Below are 24,722 nucleotides of genomic sequence, written 5' to 3' on the forward strand. Positions count from 1 at the left end.
GGGGGAGCGGCGAAGGTCACATCCCGAGAGTCGTCCGAGCCACCTCCGCCTCGAACCCCTGCCCGTCATGACTCATCGCCGGCACCTACTCCGGCATTCCGGTCCCCATGCGGCGTCTGAGGATCTTGGCGTGATCTCGACGCCGCTGTTCCGCAGGGGGCGACCAGATGAGGCGCTGCTAGGCGGACAGAGCAGCAACCAGCATCGGCGTGACCTGCTCGACCTGCCAGGCCCGAGCCCCGTAACCGGCCAGCGCCTCCGCGACCGACTCGGCGTCGACGACCTTCGGCGGCTCCCAGCAGACCCGCCGCACGGTGTCCGGCGTGATCAGGTTCTCCTGCGGCATGTTGAGCTGCTCGGCCAGCGCGGACACGGCGGCGCGAGCCGCGGAGAGCCGGGCCGCGGCAGCAGGGTCCTTGTCGGCCCAGGCGCGCGGCGGCGGCGGCCCGGTCACCGGCTGCCCCGGTGCCGGCAGCTGCGACTCGGTCAGAGCCCTCGCACGATCGACGGCGGCCTGCCACTGCTCCAGCTGCCGCCGCCCCATGCGATGCCCGAACCCGTTCAGCGCGGTGAGAGCGTGCACATTGACCGGCAGGGCGAGCGCGGCCTCCACGATGGCCGCGTCCGAGAGCACCTTGCCGGGCGAGACATCCCGCTTCTGGGCGATACGGTCCCGCGTCTGCCACAGCTCCCGCACGACGCCCAGCTGCCGACGCCGCCGCACCTTGTGCATCCCGGACGTCCGCCGCCACGGATCCTTGCGCGGCTCCGCGGGCGGCGCGGCCGCGATCGCCTCGAACTCCTGCCGCGCCCACTCCAGCTTCCCCTGCCGGTCCAGCTCCTTCTCCAGCGCGTCGCGCAGATCCACGAGGAGCTCGACATCCAGCGCCGCATACCGCAGCCACGGCTCCGGCAGCGGCCGCGTCGACCAGTCGACGGCCGAGTGACCCTTCTCCAGCACGAACCCGAGCACACCTTCGACCATCGCGCCCAGGCCGACTCTCGGGAAACCGGCGAGCCGCCCGGCCAGCTCGGTGTCGAACAGCAGGGTCGGCACCATGCCTATCTCGCGCAGACAGGGCAGATCCTGGGTGGCCGCGTGCAGCACCCATTCGACGCCGGACAGCGCCTCGCCGAGTCCCGACAGGTCGGGACAGGCCACGGGGTCGATCAGCGCGGACCCCGCGCCCGCGCGGCGCAGCTGGACGAGATAGGCACGCTGGCCGTATCGGTACCCGGACGCGCGTTCGGCGTCGACGGCCACGGGGCCGGAGCCGGCGCCGAAGGCGGCGATCACTTCAGCGAGCGCGTCCTCGTCGGCGATCACGGGCGGAATGCCCTCGCGGGGCTCCAGCAAGGGGATCGGCGCCTCCGTAACAGAAGACCCGTCGTCTTCCGGAGGGGCGCCTCCGGTGGTTCGCAGTGAACTGTCTGCTGCGGTCTCTTGGGCGTCGGTCACATGTCAAGGGTATCTGTGTATGGACAGCGCCCGCCGACGGAACGTTCCGTCGGCGGGCGCCTGAGGGTCGTAAACCAGTCAGCCACGTGAAGGTTCCGGTCCACGACAGATAGGGGACGCGGGCGGGATCAGCGATCGATCCCGTTCACGTCAGTGAATGATCAAGTGTTCATTGAGTTCAGTGGATGATGCCCGTCCGCAGGGCCACGGCGACCATTCCGGCACGGTCACCGGTCCCGAGCTTGCGGGCGATGCGGGCGAGGTGGCTCTTGACGGTCAGGGCGGACAGGCCCATCGAGACGCCGATCGCCTTGTTCGACTGGCCCTCCGCCACCAGCCGCAGTACCTCGACCTCGCGACCGGACAGCTCGCGGTAGCCGCCCGGGTGGCTCGGGGCACCCGGGTGGCGACGGTGCATACGGGCTGCGGCAGCGCCGATGGGGGCGGCACCGGGCCGGGTGGGGAGCCCGACGTTGGTGCGGGTGCCGGTGACGACGTAACCCTTCACACCGCCGGCGAGGGCGTTGCGTACGGCGCCGATGTCGTCGGCGGCGGAGAGAGCGAGGCCGTTGGGCCAACCCGCGGCGCGGGTCTCGGACAGGAGGGTGAGGCCGGATCCGTCGGGCAGGTGGACGTCGGCGACGCAGATGTCGCGGGGGTTGCCGATGCGGGGACGAGCCTCCGCGATGGACGAGGCCTCGATGACGTCGCGCACACCGAGCGCCCAGAGATGACGGGTGACGGTGGAGCGGACGCGGGGATCGGCCACGACCACCATGGCGGTCGGCTTGTTCGGGCGGTAGGCGACCAGGCTTGCGGGCTGCTCGAGGAGAACGGACACCAGGCCTCCTGGGGTGCGGGGACGGCTTTCAAGGTCACAGTCGTCTTCGGCACCAAACCCGTGGCCCTTTAGAGAAAGATCACGATTTAGTGAGTAACAATCGGGGCAATTCAGACACACGGTCGATCGACTGGCGAGGAAATCGGCTCGATCAAGGGCGGTTCCTGACCGAAAGTGGCCGTATCGACAAAGTGACGGTCAAGTCGGTGGCGGTCACCGCGCGTGGTGATCACAACGAGGAGCCGTCACAGCAAGTGACGGCCGCAGGGTCGGTTGGGGTTATTGGGTCGACGGTGGGTCAGGGGGCCGACGACGACGGTCAGCGGGACTGCGGGTCCCGCCGCTGTGGCAGCGTCACCACCGACGCGTCCCCCGGGCCCGCCGGGGGCAGCCCAGCGACCTGTGCGAGCAGATCGCACCACGACGTCAGGTGGGCCGAGGTGTCCGGAACGCCGCCGAGGCCCTCGCGTGGCGTCCACGAGGCGCGGATCTCGATCTGTGAGGACGCCGGACGCTCGGACAGCCCGCCGAAGTAGTGGGAGCTCGCCCGCGTGACGGTGCCGCTCGGTTCGCCGTACGACAGCCCCCGCGCCTGGAGCGCGCCGGTCAGCCAGGACCAGCACACGTCGGGCAGCAGCGGGTCGACGGCCATCTCCGCCTCCAGCTCCGCCCGCACCAGGGTCACCAGCCGGAAGGTGCCCCGCCAGGCGTCGTGGCCCGCCGGGTCGTGCAGCAGCACCAGGCGGCCGTCGGCCAGGTCGTGGTCGCCGTCGACGACGGTGGCCTCCAGCGCGTACGCGTACGGAGCCAGGCGCTGGGGCGCCTTGGTCTGCTCGACCTCGATCTGCGGCCGCAGCCGGCTGCTGCGCAGGGCGTCGACCGCGGCGCGGAACGCCGGTGGAGCCGTACTGCTCGAATGCCGGTCCGCCTCCCCGTTGTCCCTCGCCTCATCCATTCCGCCACTGCCGTCCGACAGTCTTCCCTGAGCCGCAGCCATGCCGGGAAGATTAAAGGGAACCGGCGCTTCGTGCAGGGAGGGACACCCGGACAACACGGCAACCCCAGCGCCGGGCCTGTTGCGGCCGTGCGAGACTTGCCCCCGTGAGTGCCAACCAGACGCCGCCGACCGCCACGTACGACTCCGCCTTCCTCAAGGCGTGCAGGCGCGAGCCCGTGCCGCACACGCCCGTGTGGTTCATGCGGCAGGCCGGGCGCTCCCTGCCGGAGTACCGCAAGGTCCGCGAGGGCATCGGGATGCTCGAGTCCTGCATGCGGCCGGAGCTGGTCACCGAGATCACCCTGCAGCCCGTACGCAGGCACAACGTGGACGCGGCGATCTACTTCAGCGACATCGTCGTGCCCCTCAAGGCCATCGGTGTCGACCTCGACATCAAGCCCGGCGTCGGCCCGGTCGTCGAGCGCCCCATCCGCACTCGTGCCGACCTGGCCCAACTGCGCGACCTCACCCCCGAGGACGTCTCCTACGTCACCGAGGCCATCGGCCTGCTCACCCGCGAGCTCGGGGCCACTCCGCTCATCGGATTCGCCGGCGCGCCTTTCACCCTTGCGAGTTACCTCGTCGAGGGCGGTCCGTCCCGCACGTACGAGAACGCCAAGGCGATGATGTACGGCGACCCGGAGCTCTGGGCCGACCTGCTCGATCGCCTCGCGGACATCACGGCCGCCTTCCTCAAGGTGCAGATCGAGGCCGGCGCCTCCGCGGTCCAGCTGTTCGACTCGTGGGCCGGAGCGCTCGCCCCCGCCGACTATCTGCGCTCGGTGATGCCCGCCTCCTCGAAGGTCTTCAAGGCCGTCGAGTCCTACGGCGTCCCGCGCATCCACTTCGGTGTCGGCACCGGTGAGCTGCTCAAGCTCCTGGGCGAGGCCGGCGCGGACGTCGTCGGCGTCGACTGGCGCGTCCCGCTCGACGAGGCCGCCCGCCGCGTCGGACCCGGCAAGGCGCTCCAGGGCAACCTCGACCCGACCGTCCTGTTCGCCGGGACCGACGCCGTCGAGGCCAAGACCCGCGAGGTCCTCGACACGGCCGCCGGCCTGGAGGGCCACGTCTTCAACCTCGGCCACGGCGTCATGCCGTCCACGGACCCGGACGCGCTGACCCGCCTCGTCGAGTACGTCCACACGCAGACGGCTCGCTAGCGGGCGCTCACCACGTGTGGGGCCGCGCTCTCCTGCCGAACAGCAGGCCGCGCGGCTCCGGCGGCGGTGGGGTGCCCGGCTTGAGCGGCCAGGCGAGCGCCATGCCGGCCAGGAAGCCGACGATGTGCGCCGCGTAGGCCACGGTTCCCGCGTCGGAGACGCCCTCGCCGTTGGAGTACACCGCCTGCAGCACGAACCAGAACCCGAGCACCAGCCAGGCGGGCAGCCGTAGCGGCAGGAAGATCAGGAACGGCACGAGGACCCACACTCTGGCTTTCGGATACAGCACCAGGTAGGCGCCCAGCACGCCCGCGATGGCCCCGGAGGCGCCGATCAGCGGTTCGGCGGAGTCGTCGTTGAGCAGGGCGAAGCCGTACGACGCCGCGTATCCGCAGACGACGTAGAAGAGCAAGTACCGCACGTGGCCCATGCGGTCCTCGATGTTGTTGCCGAAGATCAGCAGGAACAGCATGTTGCCCAGCAGGTGCAGCCAGCCGCCGTGCAGGAACATCGCCGTGAAGACCGACAGCACCGGGGACTTGTCGTAGCCGGGCGGGCCGATCACACAACCCGGGCCCCGCGGGCCGACGGCGACCTCACCGGTCGGCACCACTCCCGGCAGCTGACCGTGGATCAACTCCCTCGGCACCGCCGCGTACTGGTCCAGGAACGCGTGCAGATGGCACAGCTGGGACAGGTTGCTCTCGCCGGCCACGGCGCCGGCCGTGCCGGGCGTGGACAGGAAGACGAGGACGCTGGCGGCGATCAGTGCGTATGTCACCCAGGGGGTGCGGCGCACCGGGTTCACGTCATGGACGGGGATGACCACGAGGTGTATCTGCCCCGGATGTGTGCCGCGAACCGGTGAACGGGGCCGTCCCCGCGCGCGTATGACTCGGCAACCGCCCGCGGCACGGGGAAGGCGGGTCGCGGGGTCTACGTGAGGAACAGGCGATGAACGACCGAGTTACTCCTCCGATTCACGCGTTGCCCGACGGGGAGGCCGAGATCGCGGTGGTGGTGCGGCTGCCGTGGGAAGACGTGGCTCGGCTGGGGCAGGAGGCGGGACGGCTTGCTTCGCAGATGCAGCGGCCGGTGACGCTGGACGAGGCCGTCAGCCATCGGTTGCGGTCGGTTCGGCCGGGGGCCGCGCATGCGAAGCCGGCGGGGGAGCAGCCCGCTGCCGCCGCGGCCATGCCGCCCAGTGTGAGTGCGTCTGTTTCTTCGTTGCCGTCGAGGCCGCCGGCTGAGCAGGCTCGGCAGGCCATTGAGCGGATCAACGGGAGCGCGTAGCGGCTTTGTTCGGGTAGCGCCGTACGGGTGTCGGCGCGCTGCGGGCTGCGCGCAGTCTGTGGCTGGTCGCGCCCACGCGGCGGAGCCGCATATCGATACAGCCCCGCGCCCCTGTGGGGTTGGCCGCGCCGTCCCTCATGAGGGTCCGGCGTTCACCGCCTTTACCGCCTTGCGGGCTGCCACCAGCACCGGGTCCCAAACCGGCGAGAACGGGGGCGCGTATCCCAGGTCCAGGGACACCATCTGTTCCACCGTCATGCCGGCCGTCAGGGCCACCGCCGCGATGTCGACCCGTTTGCCCGCGCCCTCCCGGCCGACGATCTGGACGCCCAGGAGGCGGCCCGTGCGTCGCTCGGCGAGCATCTTGACCGTCATCAGCGAGGTGTTCGGGTAGTAGCCCGCGCGGCTCGTCGATTCGATCGTGGCCGTGACGAACTGAAGGCCCGCCCTGCGGGCGTCCTTCTCGCGCAGCCCCGTGCGGGCGATCTCCAGGTCGCAGACCTTGCTGACGGCCGTGCCGACGACGCCGGGGAACGTGGCGTAGCCGCCGGCGGCGTTCGTGCCGATGACCTGGCCGTGCTTGTTGGCGTGGGTGCCGAGGGCGATGTGGCGCTCCCGGCCGACGACCAGGTCGAGGACCTCCACGCAGTCGCCGCCCGCCCAGATGTTCTCGTGCCCGCGCACACGCATGGCGAGGTCGGTCAGAAGGCCCCCGTGGTCGCCGAGGGGGAGGCCGGCGGCCCGCGCGAGCGTCGTCTCGGGGCGGACGCCGATGCCGAGGACGACCACGTCCGCCGGGTATTCGGCGTCCTGCGTGGCCACGGCCCGGACCCGGCCGTCCTCGCCGGTGAGGATCTTGGTGACCTCGGAGTCGTTGACCATGGTGATGCCCAGACCCTCCATGGCCTCGCGCACCAGACGGCCCATGTCCGCATCGAGCGTGGACATGGGTTCGCTGCCACGGTTGACGACCGTGACCTCGTAGCCGCGGTTGATGAGCGCCTCGGCCATCTCGACACCGATGTAACCGGCGCCGACGACCACCGCGCGCCGGCCACGTGTGCGTTCCAGCGTGTCGATCAGGGCCTGGCCGTCGTCGAGGGTCTGCACGCCGTGCACCCCGGGAGCCTCGGCGCCCGGCATGTCGGGGCGGATCGGGCGGGCGCCGGTCGCGATCACGAGTTTGTCGTACGACGTCCAGGACTCCGCGCCGGAATCGACGTCACGCGCGCGTACCCGGCCGCCGGCCACGTCGATCTCCGTGACCTCCGTCCGCATCCGCAGGTCGATGTCCCGCGCGCGGTGCTCCTCGGCCGTACGGGCGATCAACTGGTCGCGTTCGGGGACATCGCCGCCCACCCAGTACGGGATGCCGCAGGCCGAGAAGGAGGTGAAGTGGCCGCGTTCGAACGCCACGATCTCCAGCTCCTCGGCGCTCTTCAGGCGCCGCGCCTGCGACGCCGCGGACATCCCCGCGGCGTCGCCTCCGATGACGACCAGTCGTTCTCGCGTTCCCGACCCACCACTCGCAGCGCTCATGTTCATGCGAACACGCTACGAGCGCCGGGCATTTCAGTCCCGCTCGCCGCCCTGTTCGGCGCCACGCCCGTCCCCCGCGCGCGTGCGCTCGGGTGCCGGGCGGGCCGTCGGCAGCGGACCCAGGGCGGTCGTCGTGGGCGCGGTGGCCGGGCGGCGGGGCATCCGGGGCCGCAGGACCTTCAGCCACAGCAACACGATCAGTGCCGCCACCGCGGCGAACGGCAGCACGGCGCCGAACGCGACCGCGAGCCAGCGCAGCATCGTCACGAACGCGCCCCAGCCGCCCGCGAGCGCGTCCAGGAAGCCGGGGTCCTCGTCCTTCGGGGCCGCCTTCTTCACCGGCGTCTCCGACAGGGAGAGGGTGATCGTGGCCAGGCTGGTGCGGTCCTTCAGGGACGCCTGCTGGGCCAGCAGCGCCTCGAGGTCGGCCTGGCGCGAGCTCAGCTCGCCCTCCAGCGTGACCACGTCGCTGAGCTTGGTCGCCCGGTCCATCAGCTCGCGGATGCGGGCCACGCTGGCCCGCTGGGACGTGATGCGGCTCTCCACGTCCACGACCTGGTCGGTGACGTCCTGCGCCTTGGCGCTGCGCTCGATCAGCTTGCCCGCGCCCTCCAGATCGGCGAGGACCTCGGCGTACTCGTCGACGGGCACGCGCAGGACGACGCGGGTGCGCTCGTGGCCCTTCCCGTCGCTGGTGGTCGTCTCGTTGCCGACATAGCCACCCGCGTTCTCGGTGGTGGCGCGGGCCTCGTCGAGGGCCTTCGGTACGTCCTTGACCTGCACGGTCAGTGAGGCCGTACGGATGATGTGGCTCGCCGTGGCCTTGGGCGGCGCGGTCGCCCGGTCCGCGCCGGAGCCGCTGCCCGGGGCGCCCGCGTCCGCGCTCGCCTGGAGGTCCTCCTTGGCGGCCTCGCCCCCGGCGGCGCGGCTGTCGGACCCCGAGTCGCCCGTGCCGCTGCAGCCGGTGAGCGCGAGAGCGGCGGCCAGCAGGAGGCCGGTCAGGACCTGAACCGGTCGTACGGATGGTGCGGATCGTGCGGCTCGTCGTGCGCGCATGTGGGCGTACCCCCGAGGGTTGTCGTGGTGACTGACGCTCCTTCGACGCCGGGGCCCGGCAGAACGTTGGCGGGAAACGGTCCCGATGCGGTCACGGTCGGGACTCGTACGGGACACCGGGGCGCGAACGGGCTGTCAGTGGGGTCTGAGAGGCTGGGGACATGCGCGAAACGGAGACTCGTAGAGGTGCGGGCCAGGTCGTCGTCATCGGCGGCGGGATCGCCGGTCTGGCGGCCGCCCACCGGCTGCTGGCCGACGGCAGGCGGGTGACCGTCCTGGAGGCGTCGGACCGGGTCGGCGGAAAGCTGCTGCCCGGCACGATCGCCGGTGCGCGCGTGGACTTCGGCGCCGAGTCGATGCTGGCCCGCCGCCCGGAGGCGGTCGCCCTCGCCCGCGAGGTGGGCCTCGCCGACCGCCTCCAGCCGCCCGCCACCGCGACGGCCTCGATCTGGACCCGTGGCGCCCTGCGCCCCATGCCCAAGGGCCATGTGATGGGCGTCCCCGGCACCGCCGCCGCCCTGACCGGCGTCCTGTCCGACGAGGGGCTGGCCCGCATCGAGCGCGACGCCGACCTGCCCCGCACCGAGGTCGGGGACGACGTGGCGGTCGGCGAGTACGTGGCGGCACGCCTCGGCCGCGAGGTCGTCGACCGCCTGGTCGAGCCCCTGCTGGGCGGCGTGTACGCGGGCGACGCGTACCGCATCTCGATGCGCTCGGCGGTCCCGCAGCTCTACCAGGCGGCGAAGACGCATGACTCCCTCACCGAGGGCGTCCGCGAGATCCAGGCCAAGGCCGCCGCCGGCCGGCAGACCGGGCCGGTGTTCATGGGCATCGAGGGCGGCGTGGGCCAACTCCCGCTCGCCGTCGCGGAGTCGGTGCGCGCGCGAGGCGGCGAGATCGTGACCGGGGCACCGGTGACGGAGCTGCGCCGGGAGGCGACCGACGGGTGGCGTGTCGTCGCCGGTGACCGTGTGCTGCACGCCGACGCGGTCGTCGTCGCCGTACCCGCGCCGGCCGCCGCCGGCCTCCTGCGCGCCGAGGTCCCCGAGGCGGCCGCCGAGCTGGACGGCATCGAATACGCCTCCATGGCCCTGGTCACCCTCGCCTACCGCCGCGGCGACACCGACCTCCCGGCGGGCAGCGGCTTCCTCGTGCCGCCGGTCGACGGGCGCACCATCAAGGCGTCGACGTTCGCCTCCCAGAAGTGGGGCTGGATCGCCGACGAGAACCCGGACACGGTCGTGCTGCGCACTTCCGTCGGACGGTACGGCGAGACGGAGATCCTGCAGCGCGACGACGACCACCTCGTCGACGTCTCCCGCCGGGACCTCCGGGCGGCGACCGGCCTCGACGCCACCCCTCTGGAAACCCGCGTCACCCGCTGGACCGACGGCCTGCCGCAGTACCCGGTCGGCCACCACGCACGCGTGGCCCGCGTCCGCGAGCACGTCGCCAAGGTGCCGGGCCTGGCGGTGTGCGGCGCTCAGTACGACGGGGTGGGCATCCCCGCGTGCATCGCGAGCGCGTACGCCGCCGTGGACCAGCTCGACGGCGATCTGAGCGGTGTCGAGGACCTCATCGCCAACCCGGTGCAGAGTCTGCACGGCGGAGCGGGAGAATAAGGGACATGAGTGACGACGCCTCCACCACCGAGTCCGGCAGGATCCCGAACAAGGGCAAGCTGGCCAAGGACCTCAACGAGGTCATCCGCTACACCCTCTGGTCCGTCTTCAAGCTGAAGGACGTCCTCCCCGAGGACCGCGCGGGCTACGCCGACGAGGTCCAGGAGCTGTTCGACCAGCTCGCCGCCAAGGACGTGACGATCCGCGGCACCTACGACCTCTCCGGGCTGCGCGCCGACGCCGACGTCATGATCTGGTGGCACGCCGAGACCAGCGACCAGCTCCAGGAGGCGTACAACCTCTTCCGCCGCACCAGGCTGGGCCGCGCCCTGGAGCCGGTCTGGTCGAACATGGCGCTGCACCGCCCCGCCGAGTTCAACCGCTCGCACATCCCGGCCTTCCTCGCCGACGAGACGCCCCGTGACTACGTCAGCGTCTACCCCTTCGTGCGCTCCTACGACTGGTACCTGCTGCCCGACGAGGACCGCCGCCGCATGCTCGCCGACCACGGCAAGATGGCCCGCGGCTACCCGGACGTGCGCGCCAACACCGTCGCCTCGTTCTCGCTGGGCGACTACGAGTGGATCCTGGCCTTCGAGGCCGACGAGCTGTACCGCATCGTCGACCTCATGCGCCACCTGCGCGCCTCGGAGGCCCGCATGCACGTCCGCGAAGAGGTGCCGTTCTACACGGGCCGCCGCAAGAGCGTGGCCGAGCTGGTGGCCGGGCTCGCCTGATCAGTGCGGGAGCCGGGCGGTGGCCTGCTGAGGCCGGCCGCCCGGCTTCGTCGCGGTGTGCTGCCTCAGCTTCTTCGCCTTGCTCTCGCCCGGGCGCTCCGGCTTGGGCTCGGGGTGCCCCTCGCACGCCGCGCGCCGGGCCGGGAGGCGGCCCTCCAGCAGGTAGGCGTCGACGTGACCGTTGACGCAGGCGTTCGGGCCGTACGCGATGCCGTGCGTTCCGGCGTCCCGCTCGGTCACCAGCACTGAGCCCGACAGCCGCCGGTGCATCTCCAGCGCCCCGTCGTACGGCGTGGCGGCATCCCGCTCGGCGGCCAGGATCAGGATCGGCGGCAACTCACCCCGCCCGGTCCGCACATCGAGCGGCTCCTGCCGGGGCGCCTGCCAGTAGGCACACGGCAGGTTCATCCACGCGTTGTCCCAGGTCTCGAACGGCGCCACGCGCGCGAGCCGCGTGTTGTCCCGGTCCCAGACCGCCCAGTCCGTCGGCCAGGGCGCGTCGTTGCACTCCACGGCCGTGTAGACCGCGCTCGAGTTCTCGTCCGCGGCAGCGGCCTCCGTCGCCGGCGCGGCCAGCTCCACCAGCGGCTTCGGGTCGCCCTTCAGATACGCCGACAGCGCCTTCGCCCGCGACGGCCAGTAGTCGTCGTAGTACCCGGCCTGCAGGAACGCCTCCTGCAGCTGCCCGGTGCCGACCTTCCCGCCCGCCGGCTCCTCGGTCAGCCGGGCCCGTACCTTCTCGTAGCTGCGCAGCACCTCGTCGGACGTGGCTCCGAGGCCGTACACGTCGTCGTGCTCGGCGACCCACTCCCGGAAGTCCGCCCACCTCTCCTCGAACGCGGCCGACTGGGCGAGGTTGCTGCGGTACCAGATCTGGGCGGGGTCCGGATTCACCGCCGAGTCGAACACCATCCGCCGCACGTGCGAGGGAAAGAGCGTGGCGTACACCGCACCGAAGTAGGTGCCGTACGACGCCCCCATGAACGTCAGCTTCGGCTCGCCCAGCGCGGCCCGCAGGACGTCCAGGTCACGGGCGTTGTTGAGGGAGTTGTAGTGCTGCAGCGCGCTGCCCGTGCGCTGCGCGCAGCCACGCGCATACGCCTTCGCCCGGGCGATGCGCTCCTTCTTGTACGACTCCGAAGGGTGCGTCGGCGTCTGCACCGGTCCCTTGACGGAGTGCTTGGGGTCCTGGCAGGACAGCGGCGCGGACGGCGACACCCCGCGCGGGGCGTAGCCGACCAGGTCGTACGCCGCCGCCAGCCGCTTCCACGCCGGCAGCAGGCCGATCAGCGGGAAGTGCAGCCCGGAGGCGCCCGGCCCGCCCGGGTTGTAGACCAGCGCGCCCTGCCCCGGCACCCGGCGCTTGCTGTTGTTGGGGTCCTTGTGCGTGGCCCGCACCCGGCTGACGGCGAGCTTGATCTGCTTGCCGTCCGGACGGGCGTAGTCGAGCGGGACGGACACCGTGCCGCACTGCATCTTGCCCGGCAGATCCTGCTGCTTGGGGCAGTTGCCGAAGGTGATGCCGGCCTTTTCGGCGCGCGCGGCGGCCACCGTCGTGCCGTGCTGCTCGGCCGTGCCCGGGGCGGCCCCGGTGCTGCCGGCCGGAGCGGCGGAGAGGGTCGTCAGGAGCAGAGCCCCGGCGACCGAGTAGAGGGCGGCAGCTCTCATGGCGTATCCCTTCGGTGCACGGCAGCAACAAAAGGGATATTTCGTTCGTCTGTTGATGAAGGCAAGCACCACCCGGCCGGTGTCGGCCTCAATGCCCCCTATGCGTCACCGAGCCCATGGGCCGTCGCTCGCGGGTGTCAGTCGTGCCGGTGGAACGCGTGGTGCGGCTCGCGGTGCGCGAAGGCCGCGCGCAGGTCCGGCTCGCCGATCGCGCGCACGCCCCGCAGGGCTACGGAGGTGAGGTACGTACGGTCGTCCCCGCCCCGGGAGTGCCGGACCAGGGCGCTCAGCAGCCGCTGTCCGGCCGGGGAGGCCCATTGCGCGTACGGGTGGATCTCGATCCGGGCGATGGTGAGGCAGCTGAGGGTGAGCACGAAGGGGAGAGCGAACCAGAGCGCGATCAGATGGGCCGGCATGTCCGACCGGTCCGGCGCCAGCAGGGCCACCGCGCCCAGCGCCAGTACGGCCGCCGCGGCGAGCTGCACCTGCCGGATCGCGGCCGTGATCCCGCTGCGCGCCCCGTCGGGTACGGCGAGGCCCGCGCTGACCAGCCGGTCGGCGAGGCTGCCGACGGCGTCGGCGGCGGCCGCGGCGTCCCGCACCGGCGCGATCCGGGACTGGCCCTCCGGCCCGATGGCCCCTATCACCGAGCGCTCCATCTCGTCCCGGCCGCGCGGATCGACGACCGTCGCCCAGCCGGTGTGTGCGAGCAGCAGGCGTCGCTGTCGCGCCATGGAGACGAGGGTCAGATCGGCGACCCGCCGCGGTCCGCCGGACAGGAACGCGGCCTCGTACAGCGTCAGATCGTGCCCCTGGCCCGCGGTCGCCTCTTTCGCGTCCGAGGCCGCGGCGTGTACGGCGGCCAGGCACAGGCGCGTGCAGGCTGTGCCGGCGACGGCCCAGGCGAGCAGCAGGAGAAGGACCCAGAACATGCCGCGTTTCTATGCCAAAGGCCCGGTGAAACGCCATGCCTTGTTCACAATACGGACCGAGAGTTGCCGGGATGTGACGTTCCGGATCGGGCGTGGAGGGCGTCAGGTCCTTTGCGGGCGGGGGCTGGTCGCGGCAGGCGGCAGCGTGTACGTGGGTGACGGGGGCGGGCTCATCGGGACGGCCGGAGCGGGGTCTTCGGTCGGCCCGGGCGGGGCGGGGGAGGGCGTCAGCGGAGGGGTGCTGTCGGCGACCAGGTCCCGGGCCACGGCGTCGTAGTCGACGTAGCCGGTCGCCTCCAGGACCGTGATGTGGTCCAGCACCGTGGTGTTGGCGTCGTCGGCGAGCTTGCGGACGAGGGAGTTGCGGGTGCCGGCCCGCACCTGGGCGACGACGGAGAACACCTTGCCGTGCGCCAGGCGCAGGATGTTCGCGAACTGCCGGTCGTACTCCACGCTCTGGGCCGTGCTCAGGGTGTCCAGCCACTCCTGCTGCTGCTCGGTGGGCTCGTTCGGCAGCGCGAGGCTGAGCTTGGCGGCGACGTCGCGCACCCGCTCGTCGAGGAATGTGTGCCCCTCGATGAGGTGCTGACCGGCGGTCCGCACGGCCGGGGTCGTGCCCTTCTGCTGCGCCTGCTCACCGGCGGGCAGCTCCCACAGCCCGGCCAGCCGGACCTTCGTGATGAAGTCGCGGTCCAGCGCGGACAACGGCCCGTAGCCGGTCGAGACGGTCTCGGCATTGAGCACGTCGAGCCCGGTCCCGGACCGGTCGGCGTACGACCAGATCGGGAAGATCATCGCCAACAGCGTCGCGGTCAGGCCGGTGATGATGAGCCCGGTGCCGCTGAAGATGCCTCGGCCGTTGATGCGGGGTCGCGATCGCATGGTGCCTCCTGGTGCGGCACCGCACGTTAGTGCGCTTCGGGGGTGGGTTGGCATATTACTTCGGCGCCTACGCCAACTGTCGTACGGGGGCGAATGGTTGCAACAGGGGTGGTTGCGGGCGAATGGGGAGGGGAGATGAGGGCCATACGGCGGCGAAAGGTGGTGAAACGGAGTTCCCGGCGGTGCGCGGGGTCGGATGTTAGCCGCGGCACACTGGGAGGCCGCCGGCACGTTCCGCTGAACCACACACGGCACGTGTCACTCGGCACCCGGTACGGCCGCCGCGAACTCACGCCGCTCGCGCGTCGGGTCGCATCGCCTGTTCAGCGCGGTAACTGCGCGCGTGGAGCGGATCGTGGGGGGAGTCGGCGCCGGTGCCATCCGTTGTGCCGGGCACTGCATGGCGCCGCCGGGCATCCACTGGGGCGGCCGCCGCGTTCGCGTCGCTTGCGGCGTCGTAGCCCGCGGCCCGCTCCTGTGTGCAGCGCGCCCGTCGGCGTATCCGCTCAGCGTCGCAGCAGGACGCGTCGCGTGGCCCGGGCCAGCCGTACCCCCGGCCGTCGCGACCGCGGCGTCGGTCCCGAGCGCTCCAGCCACCACTCCTGCAACTCCGCCCGGATCCGGGCGTCTTCCAGTCGGCCCTCGGCCAGCAGGCACCCGGCGAAGTCCAGCGCATCACGCCGGTAGCCGTCGGTCATCGGGTGCCCGTGGCTGTAGCCGAGGAAGGCCCGTCGATATGTGTTCCCGAGAATCACCTGCAGCTCGGGCGCGACCTTCGCCACGACGTCCGCCCGTTTACCGGCGAGCGCCCGGGCCTGCACGCCGAGCCGCACCCGGTCGAACCCCTCCGGCACCGGCGTCCCGGCGACGAGCGCGGACAGCAGCGCGGCCTGCGCGAGGGCGAGCCGCTGACGGGCGGGGTCGGTGACAGCCTCGACCCGCACCGCCCCTGCTGCCCGGCCCGGCGCCGTTTCTCCGTGGCGGGTAGGCGTGCCGACGGCCGTCTCCGCCGGGTGGGCGGTGCCGGCGGGCTGTGTCTTCGGCGGAGTGGAATCGGAGCGGGCCCTCTCGGCGGAAACCAGGTCCCCCGGCGCCGTCCCTGCGGCGGCCTCCGGCTCGCCCGCGCGCGCGTCCAGCGCCGCCTCGGGCGAGGCCCCCGCCAAGCTCCCCGCGTCCGAGGCGGCTTCAGCCGGGGACTCCCCGTCCCGGCTCGGCATCTCGCGAGGCGCCTCGGTCGCGCGCGGCGTCTCCCGCGGCCCCTGCGCCCAGGTCCCCCGCTCCGCGGACGCCAGGCTCCCCAGCCCTGCCCCCTTCTCCGCTGCCTCCTTCTCCGCCGCCCCCCTCGCCAACGCCCCCCGAATCGCCCCCAGCTCCCCCTCCAGTTCCCCCGGTTCCGGGAAGTTCTCGTCGCGCTCCAGCAGAACCCCCGGCGGGGTCACGCGGGAGGCGAGGTCGGTCAGGATGTCGAGGACAGGCTGAGGGACGGGGTGGGCGTGGCTGTCGTGCCAGACGCCGTCGCGTTCGAAGCCGCCCGCCACATGGACGTACGCGATGGCCTCCAGCGGAAGTTCGGCGAGGGCCTTGGCGGGGTCCTCGCCCCGGTTGACGTGGTTGGTGTGGAGGTTGGCCACGTCGATGAGCAGCCGTACCCCCGTACGGTCGGCCAGCTCGTACAGGAACTGCCCCTCCGTCATCTCCTCGCCCGGCCACGAGATGAGGGCCGCGATGTTCTCCACGGCGAGCGGCACGGGCAGGGCGTCCTGCGCGATACGGACGTTCTCGCACAGCACGTCGAGGGCGTCCCGGGTCCGGGGTACCGGCAGGAGATGCCCCGCCTCCAGGCGCGGCGACGCCGTCAGCGGCCCTCCCGCCCGTACGAACGCGATGTGCTCGGTGACCAGCGGCGCCCGCAACGCCTCCACCCGCTCGGCGAGCGCGGCCAGCCGCTCGGCGTCGGGCCGCTCCGCACCGCCGAGACCGAGCGAGACGCCGTGCGGGATCACGGTCACGCCGCGCTCCCGCAGCCGTACCAGGGACTGCGGAAGGTGTCCGGGGCAGACGTTCTCGGCGACGGCCTCGACCCAGTCGATGCCCGGCATGCGCTCCACGGCGTCCGCGATCTCCGGACGCCACCCGATTCCCGTACCCAGTCGCTCCATCGTCCCCTCCTCGGCCTCTTCCGTACCCGCTGTCCCGTCTCCTCGGACGTGCCGGATGTGACGGGGGTATGGCCCCCCAGGACCGGCTCGAACCCCTCGGCCGACACCTTCAGAGCAACATTTGAGGTTGGGCGGCCGGGACCCGCGTCCCGCTGACCGCACCACGCGAACGGCCTGTGCAAGGTCGTACGCGCCCTGGGCCGACGACGTTCAAACGCCCGGAGACCCAATCTGGGAGCCGGTGAACGACCGGCGGAAGGTGGGTGCGCTCGTGATGGGTGTATCCGCACCTTCCACAGGTCATAGGGATGGCGCACGATGTCGTTCAGGGAGCAGCCGGAGCGGCCCAGGCCGGCGCCGGTGCGAACCCTCCGGCGAAGCCTGCGAAGGGCGTGGTGCGCCACCTGCGGAAAGCGACTCGAGCCCGCAGCTCCGGGAACGGCGACCACGGGACGGCGAGCAGCGGCGCCGTCTCGCCGCGCCGGCAGTGATCGAGGCCCTCGGGCGTCAGCACGACGCTCAGGCCCTCCCTGCGCGTCGGGTCCCCGGTCACCCACCGGTCCCCGATCACCCACCGGTCCCCGATCACCCACCGGTCCCCGATCAGCTCCAGCGGCACCAAGTACTCCGCCATGGCCTCTCCCCGCCGTCCGGACACCGATCCGGTCGCCCCGGCGCGCAGCAGGCGATCGCTTCCAGGAACGCCCCGAGTCCTACCGCAACGCCGGATGGTCGGCGACCACCGTGCACGACCCGGGTGCGATCTCCGTGAACCCCGCGTCGCGCACCAACGGCAGCCCCCTGGTCGTCAGCTCGGGCCAGCGCCCCGGATCCGCGGTCCGTACGGCCAGCGGGAACCCCGCGTCGCGCCAGGCGGCCCGCTCCTCGTCCGACAGCTCCCACCAGGCGAGTTGCGCCGCGTGACCGGTCTGCGCCATCGCCTTGCCGGCCGACATGTCGAGCTCGGGGTTCAGCCAGAGCACGGGCGCCGACGGGTCGGCGGGCACGGGCGGCTCCGGATCGTCGAGGTCGGTGCCGGAGACCTGCAGTTTCGCCAGTTCCTTGGGCCACCCGTCCAAGGGCACGGGCGGGAAGACCCGCACCTCGGCCGACTTGCCGGTGACGGTGATGCCCGGGAGCCCCTCCGCTCGCCGCCACTCGGCGCCGCGGGCCCGCCGCACGACCTTCCGGATCCGGGCGTCCTGCCAGTCCCGCATGGCTTCGGCCCACTCGCCGTCGCCGACGGAGCGCTCGTCGTCGAGGATCACCAGGACGGCGCGGGCGGAGGTTTCGAGGGCGTCGGTGCGAGCGGGTGGAGCGTCTCGCTCGATCCGCACGACGAGCGGCAGGACGAACTGCGGAGCGTCATCGCGAGCACTGGGCTCTGACCGGAAGGGACTGTCGCCGGTTTGCGTCGGATCTTGGCTCACGGCAACACCCTAAGGGGCGCGGGACCGTGCCGATTTTGCAGGTCCGCCTGCATGGGCGGGATCAGCCCCGACTCGGCCGCACGGGCCATGGGACAGGATGTCCTCCATGCAACGTGATCTTCGTCTGGACAACGTGGGCCGCCGCTACGGCCTACGTGGCCCATGGGTCTTACGCGGTGTCCACCTCACCGTCCCACCCGGCACCCTCATCCGCGTCGAAGGACCGAACGGCACCGGCAAATCCACCCTCCTCCGGCTCCTGGCCGGCATCGACGCCCCGACCGAGGGCCGGATCACCGGCCGCCCCCGCACCGCCTACGTTCCCGAACGCTTCCCCACGGCCCTCCCCTTCACCGCCGTCGGCTACCTCACCCATCTCGGCAAGGTGCACGGCCTCTCCCGTGCCGCGGCCACCCGGGCCGCCCTGGAGTGGCTCGAGCGCTTCGGCGCCGCCTCGTACGCCCGTACACCGATGGCGCAGCTGTCGAAGGGCAGCAGCCAGAAGGTCGCCGTCGTACAGGCATTCCTCGCCGAACCGGAGCTGCTCGTCCTGGACGAGGCGTGGACCGGCCTCGACGCCGACGCCCGCGCGGAACTGGAGCGGGCCGTCGCCGAGCGCACCGCGGGTGGCACCGCCGTGGTCTTCGTGGACCACGACCCGAGCCGCCTGGCGGGAGCGCCCGACGCCACGTACACCGTGCGGGACGCGGGCCTCGACCTGCGTACCGAAGAGGCGCCCTCGGAAGCCGCCGGCCCGCACGTGACCGTCGTCGTGCAGGGCCCGCGGGGCGGACAGCTCCCCGACGACGCGCCCCGCACGGTGATATCCGCCGAGGAGCCCACGCCCGGCACCCACTGCCTTACCGTCCCCGCGTCCCATTCGGACGTCCTCCTGCGCGCCCTGCTGACGGCCCGCCCGCCCTGGCATGTGGTGAGCGTGCGACAGGAGACGACCCCCGAGACCGAGAGCCGCCGATGACCGCCCTTCTCAGCTACGAGACCGCCCTGCTTGCCCGCTCACAGCGCTGGCTGCCGCCGTTCATCCTGTACGCCGTGTTCCTCGGGGTCGGTGTGTCGGGCGGGCAGCCGGTGCTCGACTCGCTCGGCTACACGGCCGCGGCCCTGCTGCCCGTCGCCGCCTGGCTGGTGCGGATCTGCGTCACCAACGAGCCGCCCGCCGCCCGCAGTTGCGTGTCGGCGGCGGTCGGGCCCGGGCGGGCTCACCTCGCCGCGCTGCTGGTCGCGCTGACCGCGGCGGCGGTTCTGGGCACGGTAGCGACCGTCGTCGTGACGCTGATCAGCGACCCGGTGAGCGCGGATCACCAGACGCGTGTGCCGCGGCTTGCGGCGGGCGCGGCCGGGCTGCTCGCCATGCTGGCCTGCGCCCTGCTCGGCACGGCCGTCGGCGCCCTCACCACCTGGCCGTTGCTGCGCTCCACCGGACGCGCGGTCCCCACGATGCTGCTCGCGGCGCTGCTGTCGGTGGTGGTGACCGGCTCCCCGGCGCAGGCGGCGGTCAGCGGGCTGGTCACCGGCTCCCGCTCGGGGACGGTCCCCATGCCCCTGCTGCCGTTGGCGGCGGCCGCCCTGCTCACGGCGGCGGCGATCGCCGTGGCCTGCGCGCTGACGTCCCGCAGGTCCCCCTGAGGACGGGGCCGGCCTGAACGGCCGGCGTCAGCCTGAACAGGCGGTGCGCTGCGCCTCCTGCCACTCACAGACCGGGCAGAGCGTGATCCCCTTGTACGACTCCGGGTACTCCGTCGGCTCCCGGCACAGCACGCACTCGGCGTACGGCGGCCCGTCGGCCTTGGGCGGCCTGGTCGCGTCGATCAGGCAGTAGTCGGTCGTGGCCTGTTCCTCGCTCATACGTCCAGCGTACGAGTATCAGGCCCGCCGGCCGGCCGCCCCGATCAGCTCGGACACCTTCACGAACCGAAAGCCCCTTTCGCGCAGCTCCGGTACGACGCTGCGGACCACCCGCTCGGTCGTCGGAGCGGCACTGAGCGTGCAGTGCATGACGACCACGGACCCCGCCCGCACCCCGTCCAGCACCTCTTGGGCGACGGCACGGGCGTCCGTCGCGAACGCGTCCCCGCTCACCACGTCCCACTGCACGGCGGTGACACCGACCGGGCCGATCGCCTTCAGGGCGCGCCGGTCGTAGCAGCCGCCGGGAAACCGGAAGTACGGCATCGCGTCACGGACGCCCACCTTCCGTAACGCCGTGTACGCCCGCTCCACGTCCACCCGCATCCGCTCCGCGCCGATCGTCGGCAGTCCGTAGCAGTCCTCGGTGAACGCGTAGTGGCTGTACGAGTGGTTGGCGACCTCGAACAGCGGATTCCGTCCGATGGCCCGGGCCTGCCCGGGATACTCCTCGGCCCAACGCCCCGTCATGAAGACGGTCGCCGGCACCTTCAACTCCCGCAGCGCAGCGACCAGCCCCGGATTGTCGAACCGTTCCCCGCGTGCCGCTCTGGGCCCCTGGTCCGCGGTCATGTCGGCGTCGAAGGTGAGCGCGACGGCCTTGTCCCGGCTGCGTGGGCCATGCTCGAAGACGGGCGTCAGACCGGCGGGACCGGGGGCGAGGGTCGGCGGCCCGGCCATGGGGGAGACGTCGGCGGTGGCGCTGGGTGCCGGCAGGGGAGCCCTGGTCGCCTCGTGCGGCGCACACGCGGCGAGCGCGCTGAGCGCCGCGCCCAGGCCGCAGAGGGCGGTGACGCGGCGTACGGATCTGATCACCGCATGAAGATATGAGGATAAAACGACTTCCTTGGTACGCCGATGGGTGTGCCGAGCCCGTGTCACCCACCCGGCGGGCCCGGTCGGCTCAGTCGGGGCGTGAGCAGGAGCCCGTCGGCGCGGCGGCCGGAGGGCGGCACTGGAGGCTGTAGTCGCCCGCGTCGGTGCTCAGGTAGCGGCCCATGCAGGTGCTCACCGAGGTTCGGCCGCGCTCGGCGCAGAAGGTCAGGGCGGCGCGGCCGTCGGTGAAGGGGCCGGGGGCGTAGATCACCCAGTAGCCGGGGCGCAGGGAGGCGTACTCGTCGCTGCGCAGGACGGCCGCCTCCGGCACCGACTGGCGGACGGTGGCGAGCCGCTTGTCCCGGGCCGCGGTGCCTGCGCTGAGGGGTTCGGAGTGGAGCTGGGCGATCCAGCGGCCGTCGGTTGTGGCGGGTGTGGTGGGGGGAGTGGGAGTGGGCGACTTCGTGGTGGGCGAAGGCGTCGGCTGTTGTTTCGCCGGGGTGGGGGCGGACGTGGTGGCCGGAGCGTTCGTGGTGGCGCGGGTCTTGTCGTCGCCCGGGTCGCCGGGGCGCAGGGCGAGCAGGACGAGAGCCGCCGCGGTGGCGATCGCGAGCCCCGCGGTCGCGGCCACCACGAGGGGGCGCCTGCGTCGGGGCTTGGGCATCCGCTGCGGAACCGTGGGCCGGGGAGTGTCGAGCTGCGTCGGCGTCGCGGGCGCGGGCGGGGCGGCGGCGGTCAGCGTCGGCTGGGCCCAGTACGGAGTCGTACCCGCCTCCACCTGCGCCAGCATCGCGTCCAGCCGGGCGGCGTCCGGGCGCGCCGCCGGGTCCCTAACCAGCAGGGCGTCGAGCACCGGAGTCAGCGAGCCCGAGCGGGTCGGTGGCGGGAGCGGCTCGTCGAGTACGGCGGCCAGGGTGGCCAGTGTGGTGGGGCGGCGCAGGGGGCTGACGCCCTCCACGCACACGTACAGCACCACGCCCAGCGACCAGAGGTCGGCGGCGGGGTCGTCGTCGCGGCCCCGGATCCGCTCGGGGGCCATGTACTCGGGCGAACCGACGAGTTCGCCGGTCGCCGTGAGGGCCGTCGTGCCCTGCAGGGCTGCGATGCCGAAGTCGGTGAGGACGGCGTCGCCGTCGGGGCGCAGGAGGATGTTGGCGGGCTTGACGTCCCGGTGCTGGATGCCCGCCGTGTGCGCGGCCCGCAGCGCGGCGAGCACCTGACGGCCGACGCGGGCCGCCTCGACCGGAGTCAACGGGCCGTCGTCCAGGCGCCGTTGGAGCGAGACGCCCGGCACCAGCTCCATGACGATCCAGGGATGCGGCTCGGCGGCCACGATCTGGTGGACGGTGACCACATGGGGGTGGCTCAGCCGGGCCAGCGCCCGCGCCTCCCGCAGCACCCGCTCGCGCACCACGCCGACCGTGTCCGCGTCGGACCGGACCGCCTTGAGCGCGACCTCGCGGTGCAGCACCGTGTCGCGAGCCCGCCACACGGTGCCCATCCCTCCGCTGCCCAGCCGCTCCACCAGCTCGAAACGGCCGTCGACGAGATCCCCCGGTGCGTTCATGCCGCACAGGTTAGAGGACGTTCCGGAGAGGCGGCCTCCACTCGTTCGGGGGACGGGGCGCTACCTGCGCCAGGGGCCCGTCACCGCGAACGTCGTCCCCGGCGTGTAGCAGTTGACGTACATCGTCTCGCCGTCCGGCGCGAAGGTGACCCCGGCGAACTCGCCCCACTCGGGCTCCTGCGGCGTGCCCAGGTTCTGTGCGTTGCGCGCCATCGCGTACACCTCCCCGCGCCGCGTCACGCCGAACACGTGCTGGGCGCCGTTGCCGTCCTCGCACACCATCAGGCCGCCGCTGGGGGCGAGGCAGATGTTGTCCGGGGACTCACCCGGGAGTTGGAGGTCGGTGTCGGGGCCGAAGACGATCACGAGGGTGAGGCGGCGCTCGGTGGGGTCGTAGCGCCAGATCTGGCCGTAGTGGTCTGCCGCCGAGCCCTCCGCGCTGCGGGCGAAGGAGGAGACGAAGTAAACGCAGCGGCCGCCCCAGTAGCAGCCCTCCAGCTTCTGCGCGTGGGTGATGCCCTTCGGGCCGAAGTCCTGGTGGCGGATGGGGGTTTGCGCGGCGAGGGGATCCGGTACGTCGACCCACTCGATGTTCTCGAAGCTCGCGCCCGTCTCCTGGATCGAGGAGAGGTCGGGTACGCCCGGGACACGCATCGCCTGGAGCCGGCCGCCCGCGCGCAGGGAGCCGAGGCCGCCGTGCGGGGTGTGCGGCAGGAAGCGGTAGAAGAGGCCGAAGGGGCGCTCGAAGGCGTCCTCGGTCTCGTAGACGATGCCGCGCCGTGGGTCCACCGCGATCGCCTCGTGCTGGAAGCGGCCCATCGCGGTCAGCGGGACGGCGCCGGAGCGGTGCGGGTTCGCCGGGTCGACCTCGAAGATGAAGCCGTGGTCCTTGGTGTAGCCGTTGGTGCCGGCCTTGTCCTCGGTCTCCTCGCAGGTCAGCCAGGTGCCCCAAGGGGTGGGCCCGCCCGCGCAGTTGACGGCCGTACCGGCGATGGCGACGCGCTCGGACAGGACGCGGTTGCGGGAGTCCAGGGTCAGGGCCGTACAGCCGCCCTTGCCTTCCGGGTCGTAGGTGAGGCCGGGGACCGTAGGGACGGGGACGGCCGCCGTGTTGCGGTTCTCGTGGTTGCGGACCAGGTGGACGCGACCGCGGGAGCCGGCCAGCGCTGTCATGCCGTCGTGGTTGGAGGGGACCGGACCCTCGCCGGAGCGGAGTTGGTCGCCCTCGCGGGACAGGACCCGGTAGCGGAAGCCTTCCGGCAGGTCGAGCAGGCCCTTGGGGTCGGGGACCAGGGGTCCGTATCCGGTGTCACCGAGGTTCTGCGCGGCGGCGGTGCCTGCGAAGAGCTCCGACAGGGACCCGGCGAACGTGATGCCGATACCCAGGGCGCCGGAGCGGGCGAGGACCTGACGTCGTGTTGCGGACATGGTGAGGAAACCTTCCTGCTGGCGGACAGGAACTTTGATTCCGCCGTGTCTATCACCTGGCGCCAGTCGCGTGAACCACGCGCGTAGCGTGTGTCACTTCAGTGGCGGTTGCCCAGGGGGGTCGGCAGGAGGTTCGGCCGGAAGTTCGGCTGGAGGTTCCAGGAATTCCTCGATGGCGGCCGGATCGGCAACGGCGGCCGGATCGGTGACGGCGGCCGACTCGCCGGCGGCCGACTCGGCAAGTGCGGCCGACTCGGTGGTGGCAGCCGGCTCAGTGGTCGCCCGGCTCGTGTGGTCCTGCGGTGGCTGTGCGCCGCGCTCCAGGAACCGCAGCAATTCCACCGGGATCGGCAGCACCAGAGTGGAGTTCTTCTCCGCCGCCACGGCCATCACCGTCTGCAGCAGCCGCAGTTGGAGGGCGGAGGGCGCGTCGGCCATCTGGTGCGCGGCCTCGGCCAGCTTCTTGGATGCCTGGAGTTCGGCGTCGGCGTTGATGACCCGGGCCCGCCGCTCCCGGTCGGCCTCGGCCTGGCGGGCCATGGACCGCTTCATCGACTCCGGCAGGGACACGTCCTTGATCTCGACGCGGTCGATCTGCACGCCCCAGCCGATCGCCGGACTGTCGAGCATCAGCTCCAGGCCTTGGTTGAGCTTCTCGCGGTTGGACAGCAGGTCGTCGAGATCGCTCTTGCCGATGATCGAGCGCAGCGAGGTCTGCGCCATCTGGGAGACGGCGAAGCGGTAGTCCTCGACGTTGATGATCGCGGCCGCCGCGTCCACGACCTGGAAGTACACGACCGCGTCGACCCGCACGGTCACGTTGTCGCGGGTGATGCCCTCCTGGGCGGGCACGGGCATCGTCACGATCTGCATGTTGACCTTGTGGAGCCGGTCCACGGCAGGGAGGATCAGCGTGAACCCCGGCTCGCGTACGGCGCCCCGCAGCCGCCCGAGCCGCAGGATCACCCCGCGCTCGTACTGCTTGACGACCCGCGCGGCAGCCGCGACATACACCAGCCCCACCGCTGCGACACCCGCGGCCGCACCCAGCAGTTCCTCGACCATGGCGACCTCCTCGCCGAGAGGTCCGATCCGTACGCTCCTGTAAGGGTATGTCCTGCAACGATATGCCCGGTGTCCGGTCCGGGGCCATGGACGGCCCCGGACCGGACACCGGGCCTGGGGTCACACCTCACCAGGGGGCACACGC

General features: G+C 72.2%; 23 protein-coding genes. 6 read left to right on the plus strand and 17 right to left on the minus strand.

Annotated elements, in window-relative coordinates; genetic code table 11:
• Positions 1–178 precede the first annotated feature (178 nt).
• From ACFY5C_RS22545 to ACFY5C_RS22555, 3 genes are all read right to left on the minus strand, one after another.
• The gene (locus ACFY5C_RS22545) at positions 179–1,459 is read right to left on the minus strand and encodes an HRDC domain-containing protein (protein WP_389446825.1); all 1,281 of its coding nucleotides are present in this window, start codon (positions 1,457–1,459) and stop codon (positions 179–181) included.
• A 178-nt stretch (positions 1,460–1,637) separates the two neighbouring features.
• Positions 1,638–2,300: a response regulator transcription factor gene (locus ACFY5C_RS22550; RefSeq protein ID WP_003997051.1), complete on the minus strand. Its 663-nt coding sequence runs from the start codon at positions 2,298–2,300 to the stop codon at positions 1,638–1,640.
• 319 nt (positions 2,301–2,619) lie between these two features.
• Entirely contained in the window at positions 2,620–3,297 is a 678-nt protein-coding gene (locus ACFY5C_RS22555; protein ID WP_389446826.1) for a DUF3000 domain-containing protein, read from the minus strand.
• A 104-nt stretch (positions 3,298–3,401) separates the two neighbouring features.
• Between ACFY5C_RS22555 and hemE the strand changes: the two genes are divergently transcribed.
• Positions 3,402–4,457 (plus strand): uroporphyrinogen decarboxylase, encoded by a 1,056-nt coding sequence (gene hemE, locus ACFY5C_RS22560; protein WP_389446828.1) that lies wholly within the window; start codon positions 3,402–3,404, stop codon positions 4,455–4,457.
• A 7-nt stretch (positions 4,458–4,464) separates the two neighbouring features.
• Here hemE and ACFY5C_RS22565 read toward each other — a convergent pair whose 3' ends face one another.
• Positions 4,465–5,286: a rhomboid family intramembrane serine protease gene (locus ACFY5C_RS22565; RefSeq protein ID WP_389446830.1), complete on the minus strand. Its 822-nt coding sequence runs from the start codon at positions 5,284–5,286 to the stop codon at positions 4,465–4,467.
• Positions 5,287–5,411: 125 nt separating this feature from the next.
• Here ACFY5C_RS22565 and ACFY5C_RS22570 point away from each other — a divergent pair, with 125 nt between their 5' ends.
• Entirely contained in the window at positions 5,412–5,750 is a 339-nt protein-coding gene (locus ACFY5C_RS22570; protein ID WP_362386788.1) for a hypothetical protein, read from the plus strand.
• A 135-nt stretch (positions 5,751–5,885) separates the two neighbouring features.
• Here ACFY5C_RS22570 and ACFY5C_RS22575 read toward each other — a convergent pair whose 3' ends face one another.
• Together ACFY5C_RS22575 and ACFY5C_RS22580 are read right to left on the minus strand one after the other, a co-directional pair.
• Complete coding sequence (locus ACFY5C_RS22575) at positions 5,886–7,295, minus strand: FAD-dependent oxidoreductase (protein WP_389446831.1); 1,410 nt, start codon at positions 7,293–7,295, stop codon at positions 5,886–5,888.
• Between the two features lie 27 nt (positions 7,296–7,322).
• Positions 7,323–8,345 (minus strand): DUF4349 domain-containing protein, encoded by a 1,023-nt coding sequence (locus ACFY5C_RS22580; protein ID WP_389446833.1) that lies wholly within the window; start codon positions 8,343–8,345, stop codon positions 7,323–7,325.
• Positions 8,346–8,506: 161 nt separating this feature from the next.
• Here ACFY5C_RS22580 and hemG point away from each other — a divergent pair, with 161 nt between their 5' ends.
• Complete coding sequence (gene hemG / locus ACFY5C_RS22585) at positions 8,507–9,967, plus strand: protoporphyrinogen oxidase (RefSeq protein WP_389446834.1); 1,461 nt, start codon at positions 8,507–8,509, stop codon at positions 9,965–9,967.
• A gap of 5 nt (positions 9,968–9,972) precedes the next feature.
• Positions 9,973–10,704, plus strand: a complete 732-nt coding sequence (hemQ, locus tag ACFY5C_RS22590; RefSeq protein WP_389446836.1) for a hydrogen peroxide-dependent heme synthase — start codon at positions 9,973–9,975, stop codon at positions 10,702–10,704.
• Here the strand turns inward: hemQ and ACFY5C_RS22595 are convergent, their stop codons facing one another.
• The 6 genes from ACFY5C_RS22595 to ACFY5C_RS22620 all read right to left on the minus strand — a co-directional run bounded on the left by ACFY5C_RS22595 (position 10,705) and on the right by ACFY5C_RS22620 (position 17,775).
• Positions 10,705–12,372: an alpha/beta hydrolase gene (locus tag ACFY5C_RS22595; protein WP_389446838.1), complete on the minus strand. Its 1,668-nt coding sequence runs from the start codon at positions 12,370–12,372 to the stop codon at positions 10,705–10,707. It lies immediately after the preceding gene.
• A gap of 137 nt (positions 12,373–12,509) precedes the next feature.
• Complete coding sequence (locus ACFY5C_RS22600; protein ID WP_389446840.1) at positions 12,510–13,304, minus strand: TIGR04222 domain-containing membrane protein; 795 nt, start codon at positions 13,302–13,304, stop codon at positions 12,510–12,512.
• A gap of 102 nt (positions 13,305–13,406) precedes the next feature.
• A complete protein-coding gene (locus ACFY5C_RS22605) occupies positions 13,407–14,186 on the minus strand; it encodes a DUF4142 domain-containing protein (protein ID WP_389446842.1) in 780 nt (259 codons plus the stop codon).
• Positions 14,187–14,692: 506 nt separating this feature from the next.
• Positions 14,693–16,345, minus strand: coding sequence for a DUF692 family multinuclear iron-containing protein (locus tag ACFY5C_RS22610; RefSeq protein WP_389446843.1), 1,653 nt, complete (start codon positions 16,343–16,345; stop codon positions 14,693–14,695).
• A 325-nt stretch (positions 16,346–16,670) separates the two neighbouring features.
• Positions 16,671–16,979 carry a hypothetical protein gene (locus ACFY5C_RS22615; RefSeq protein ID WP_389446845.1) on the minus strand — a complete coding sequence of 103 codons (309 nt, stop codon included), beginning with the start codon at positions 16,977–16,979 and terminating at the stop codon, positions 16,671–16,673.
• Between the two features lie 79 nt (positions 16,980–17,058).
• Complete coding sequence (locus ACFY5C_RS22620; protein ID WP_389446847.1) at positions 17,059–17,775, minus strand: aminoacyl-tRNA hydrolase; 717 nt, start codon at positions 17,773–17,775, stop codon at positions 17,059–17,061.
• A gap of 106 nt (positions 17,776–17,881) precedes the next feature.
• Between ACFY5C_RS22620 and ACFY5C_RS22625 the strand changes: the two genes are divergently transcribed.
• Both ACFY5C_RS22625 and ACFY5C_RS22630 read left to right on the plus strand, forming a co-directional pair.
• Positions 17,882–18,754 carry an ATP-binding cassette domain-containing protein gene (locus tag ACFY5C_RS22625; RefSeq protein ID WP_389446849.1) on the plus strand — a complete coding sequence of 291 codons (873 nt, stop codon included), beginning with the start codon at positions 17,882–17,884 and terminating at the stop codon, positions 18,752–18,754.
• On the plus strand, positions 18,751–19,422 hold the full coding sequence (locus tag ACFY5C_RS22630; protein ID WP_389446851.1) for an ABC transporter: 672 nt from the start codon (positions 18,751–18,753) through the stop codon (positions 19,420–19,422). The genes ACFY5C_RS22625 and ACFY5C_RS22630 overlap by 4 nt, the downstream gene beginning before the upstream one ends.
• A gap of 27 nt (positions 19,423–19,449) precedes the next feature.
• Here ACFY5C_RS22630 and ACFY5C_RS22635 read toward each other — a convergent pair whose 3' ends face one another.
• From ACFY5C_RS22635 to ACFY5C_RS22655, 5 genes are all read right to left on the minus strand, one after another.
• Positions 19,450–19,641 (minus strand): hypothetical protein, encoded by a 192-nt coding sequence (locus ACFY5C_RS22635; RefSeq protein ID WP_328422081.1) that lies wholly within the window; start codon positions 19,639–19,641, stop codon positions 19,450–19,452.
• 18 nt (positions 19,642–19,659) lie between these two features.
• On the minus strand, positions 19,660–20,517 hold the full coding sequence (locus tag ACFY5C_RS22640) for a polysaccharide deacetylase family protein (RefSeq protein ID WP_389446853.1): 858 nt from the start codon (positions 20,515–20,517) through the stop codon (positions 19,660–19,662).
• 88 nt (positions 20,518–20,605) lie between these two features.
• On the minus strand, positions 20,606–22,084 hold the full coding sequence (locus ACFY5C_RS22645) for a serine/threonine-protein kinase (protein WP_389446855.1): 1,479 nt from the start codon (positions 22,082–22,084) through the stop codon (positions 20,606–20,608).
• Between the two features lie 60 nt (positions 22,085–22,144).
• Positions 22,145–23,512 (minus strand): PhoX family protein, encoded by a 1,368-nt coding sequence (locus tag ACFY5C_RS22650; RefSeq protein WP_389446857.1) that lies wholly within the window; start codon positions 23,510–23,512, stop codon positions 22,145–22,147.
• A 93-nt stretch (positions 23,513–23,605) separates the two neighbouring features.
• Complete coding sequence (locus tag ACFY5C_RS22655; RefSeq protein ID WP_389446859.1) at positions 23,606–24,577, minus strand: slipin family protein; 972 nt, start codon at positions 24,575–24,577, stop codon at positions 23,606–23,608.
• Positions 24,578–24,722: the final 145 nt, after the last annotated feature.

This window comes from Streptomyces sp. NPDC012935, assembly GCF_042900345.1.
Lineage (GTDB): Bacteria > Actinomycetota > Actinomycetes > Streptomycetales > Streptomycetaceae > Streptomyces.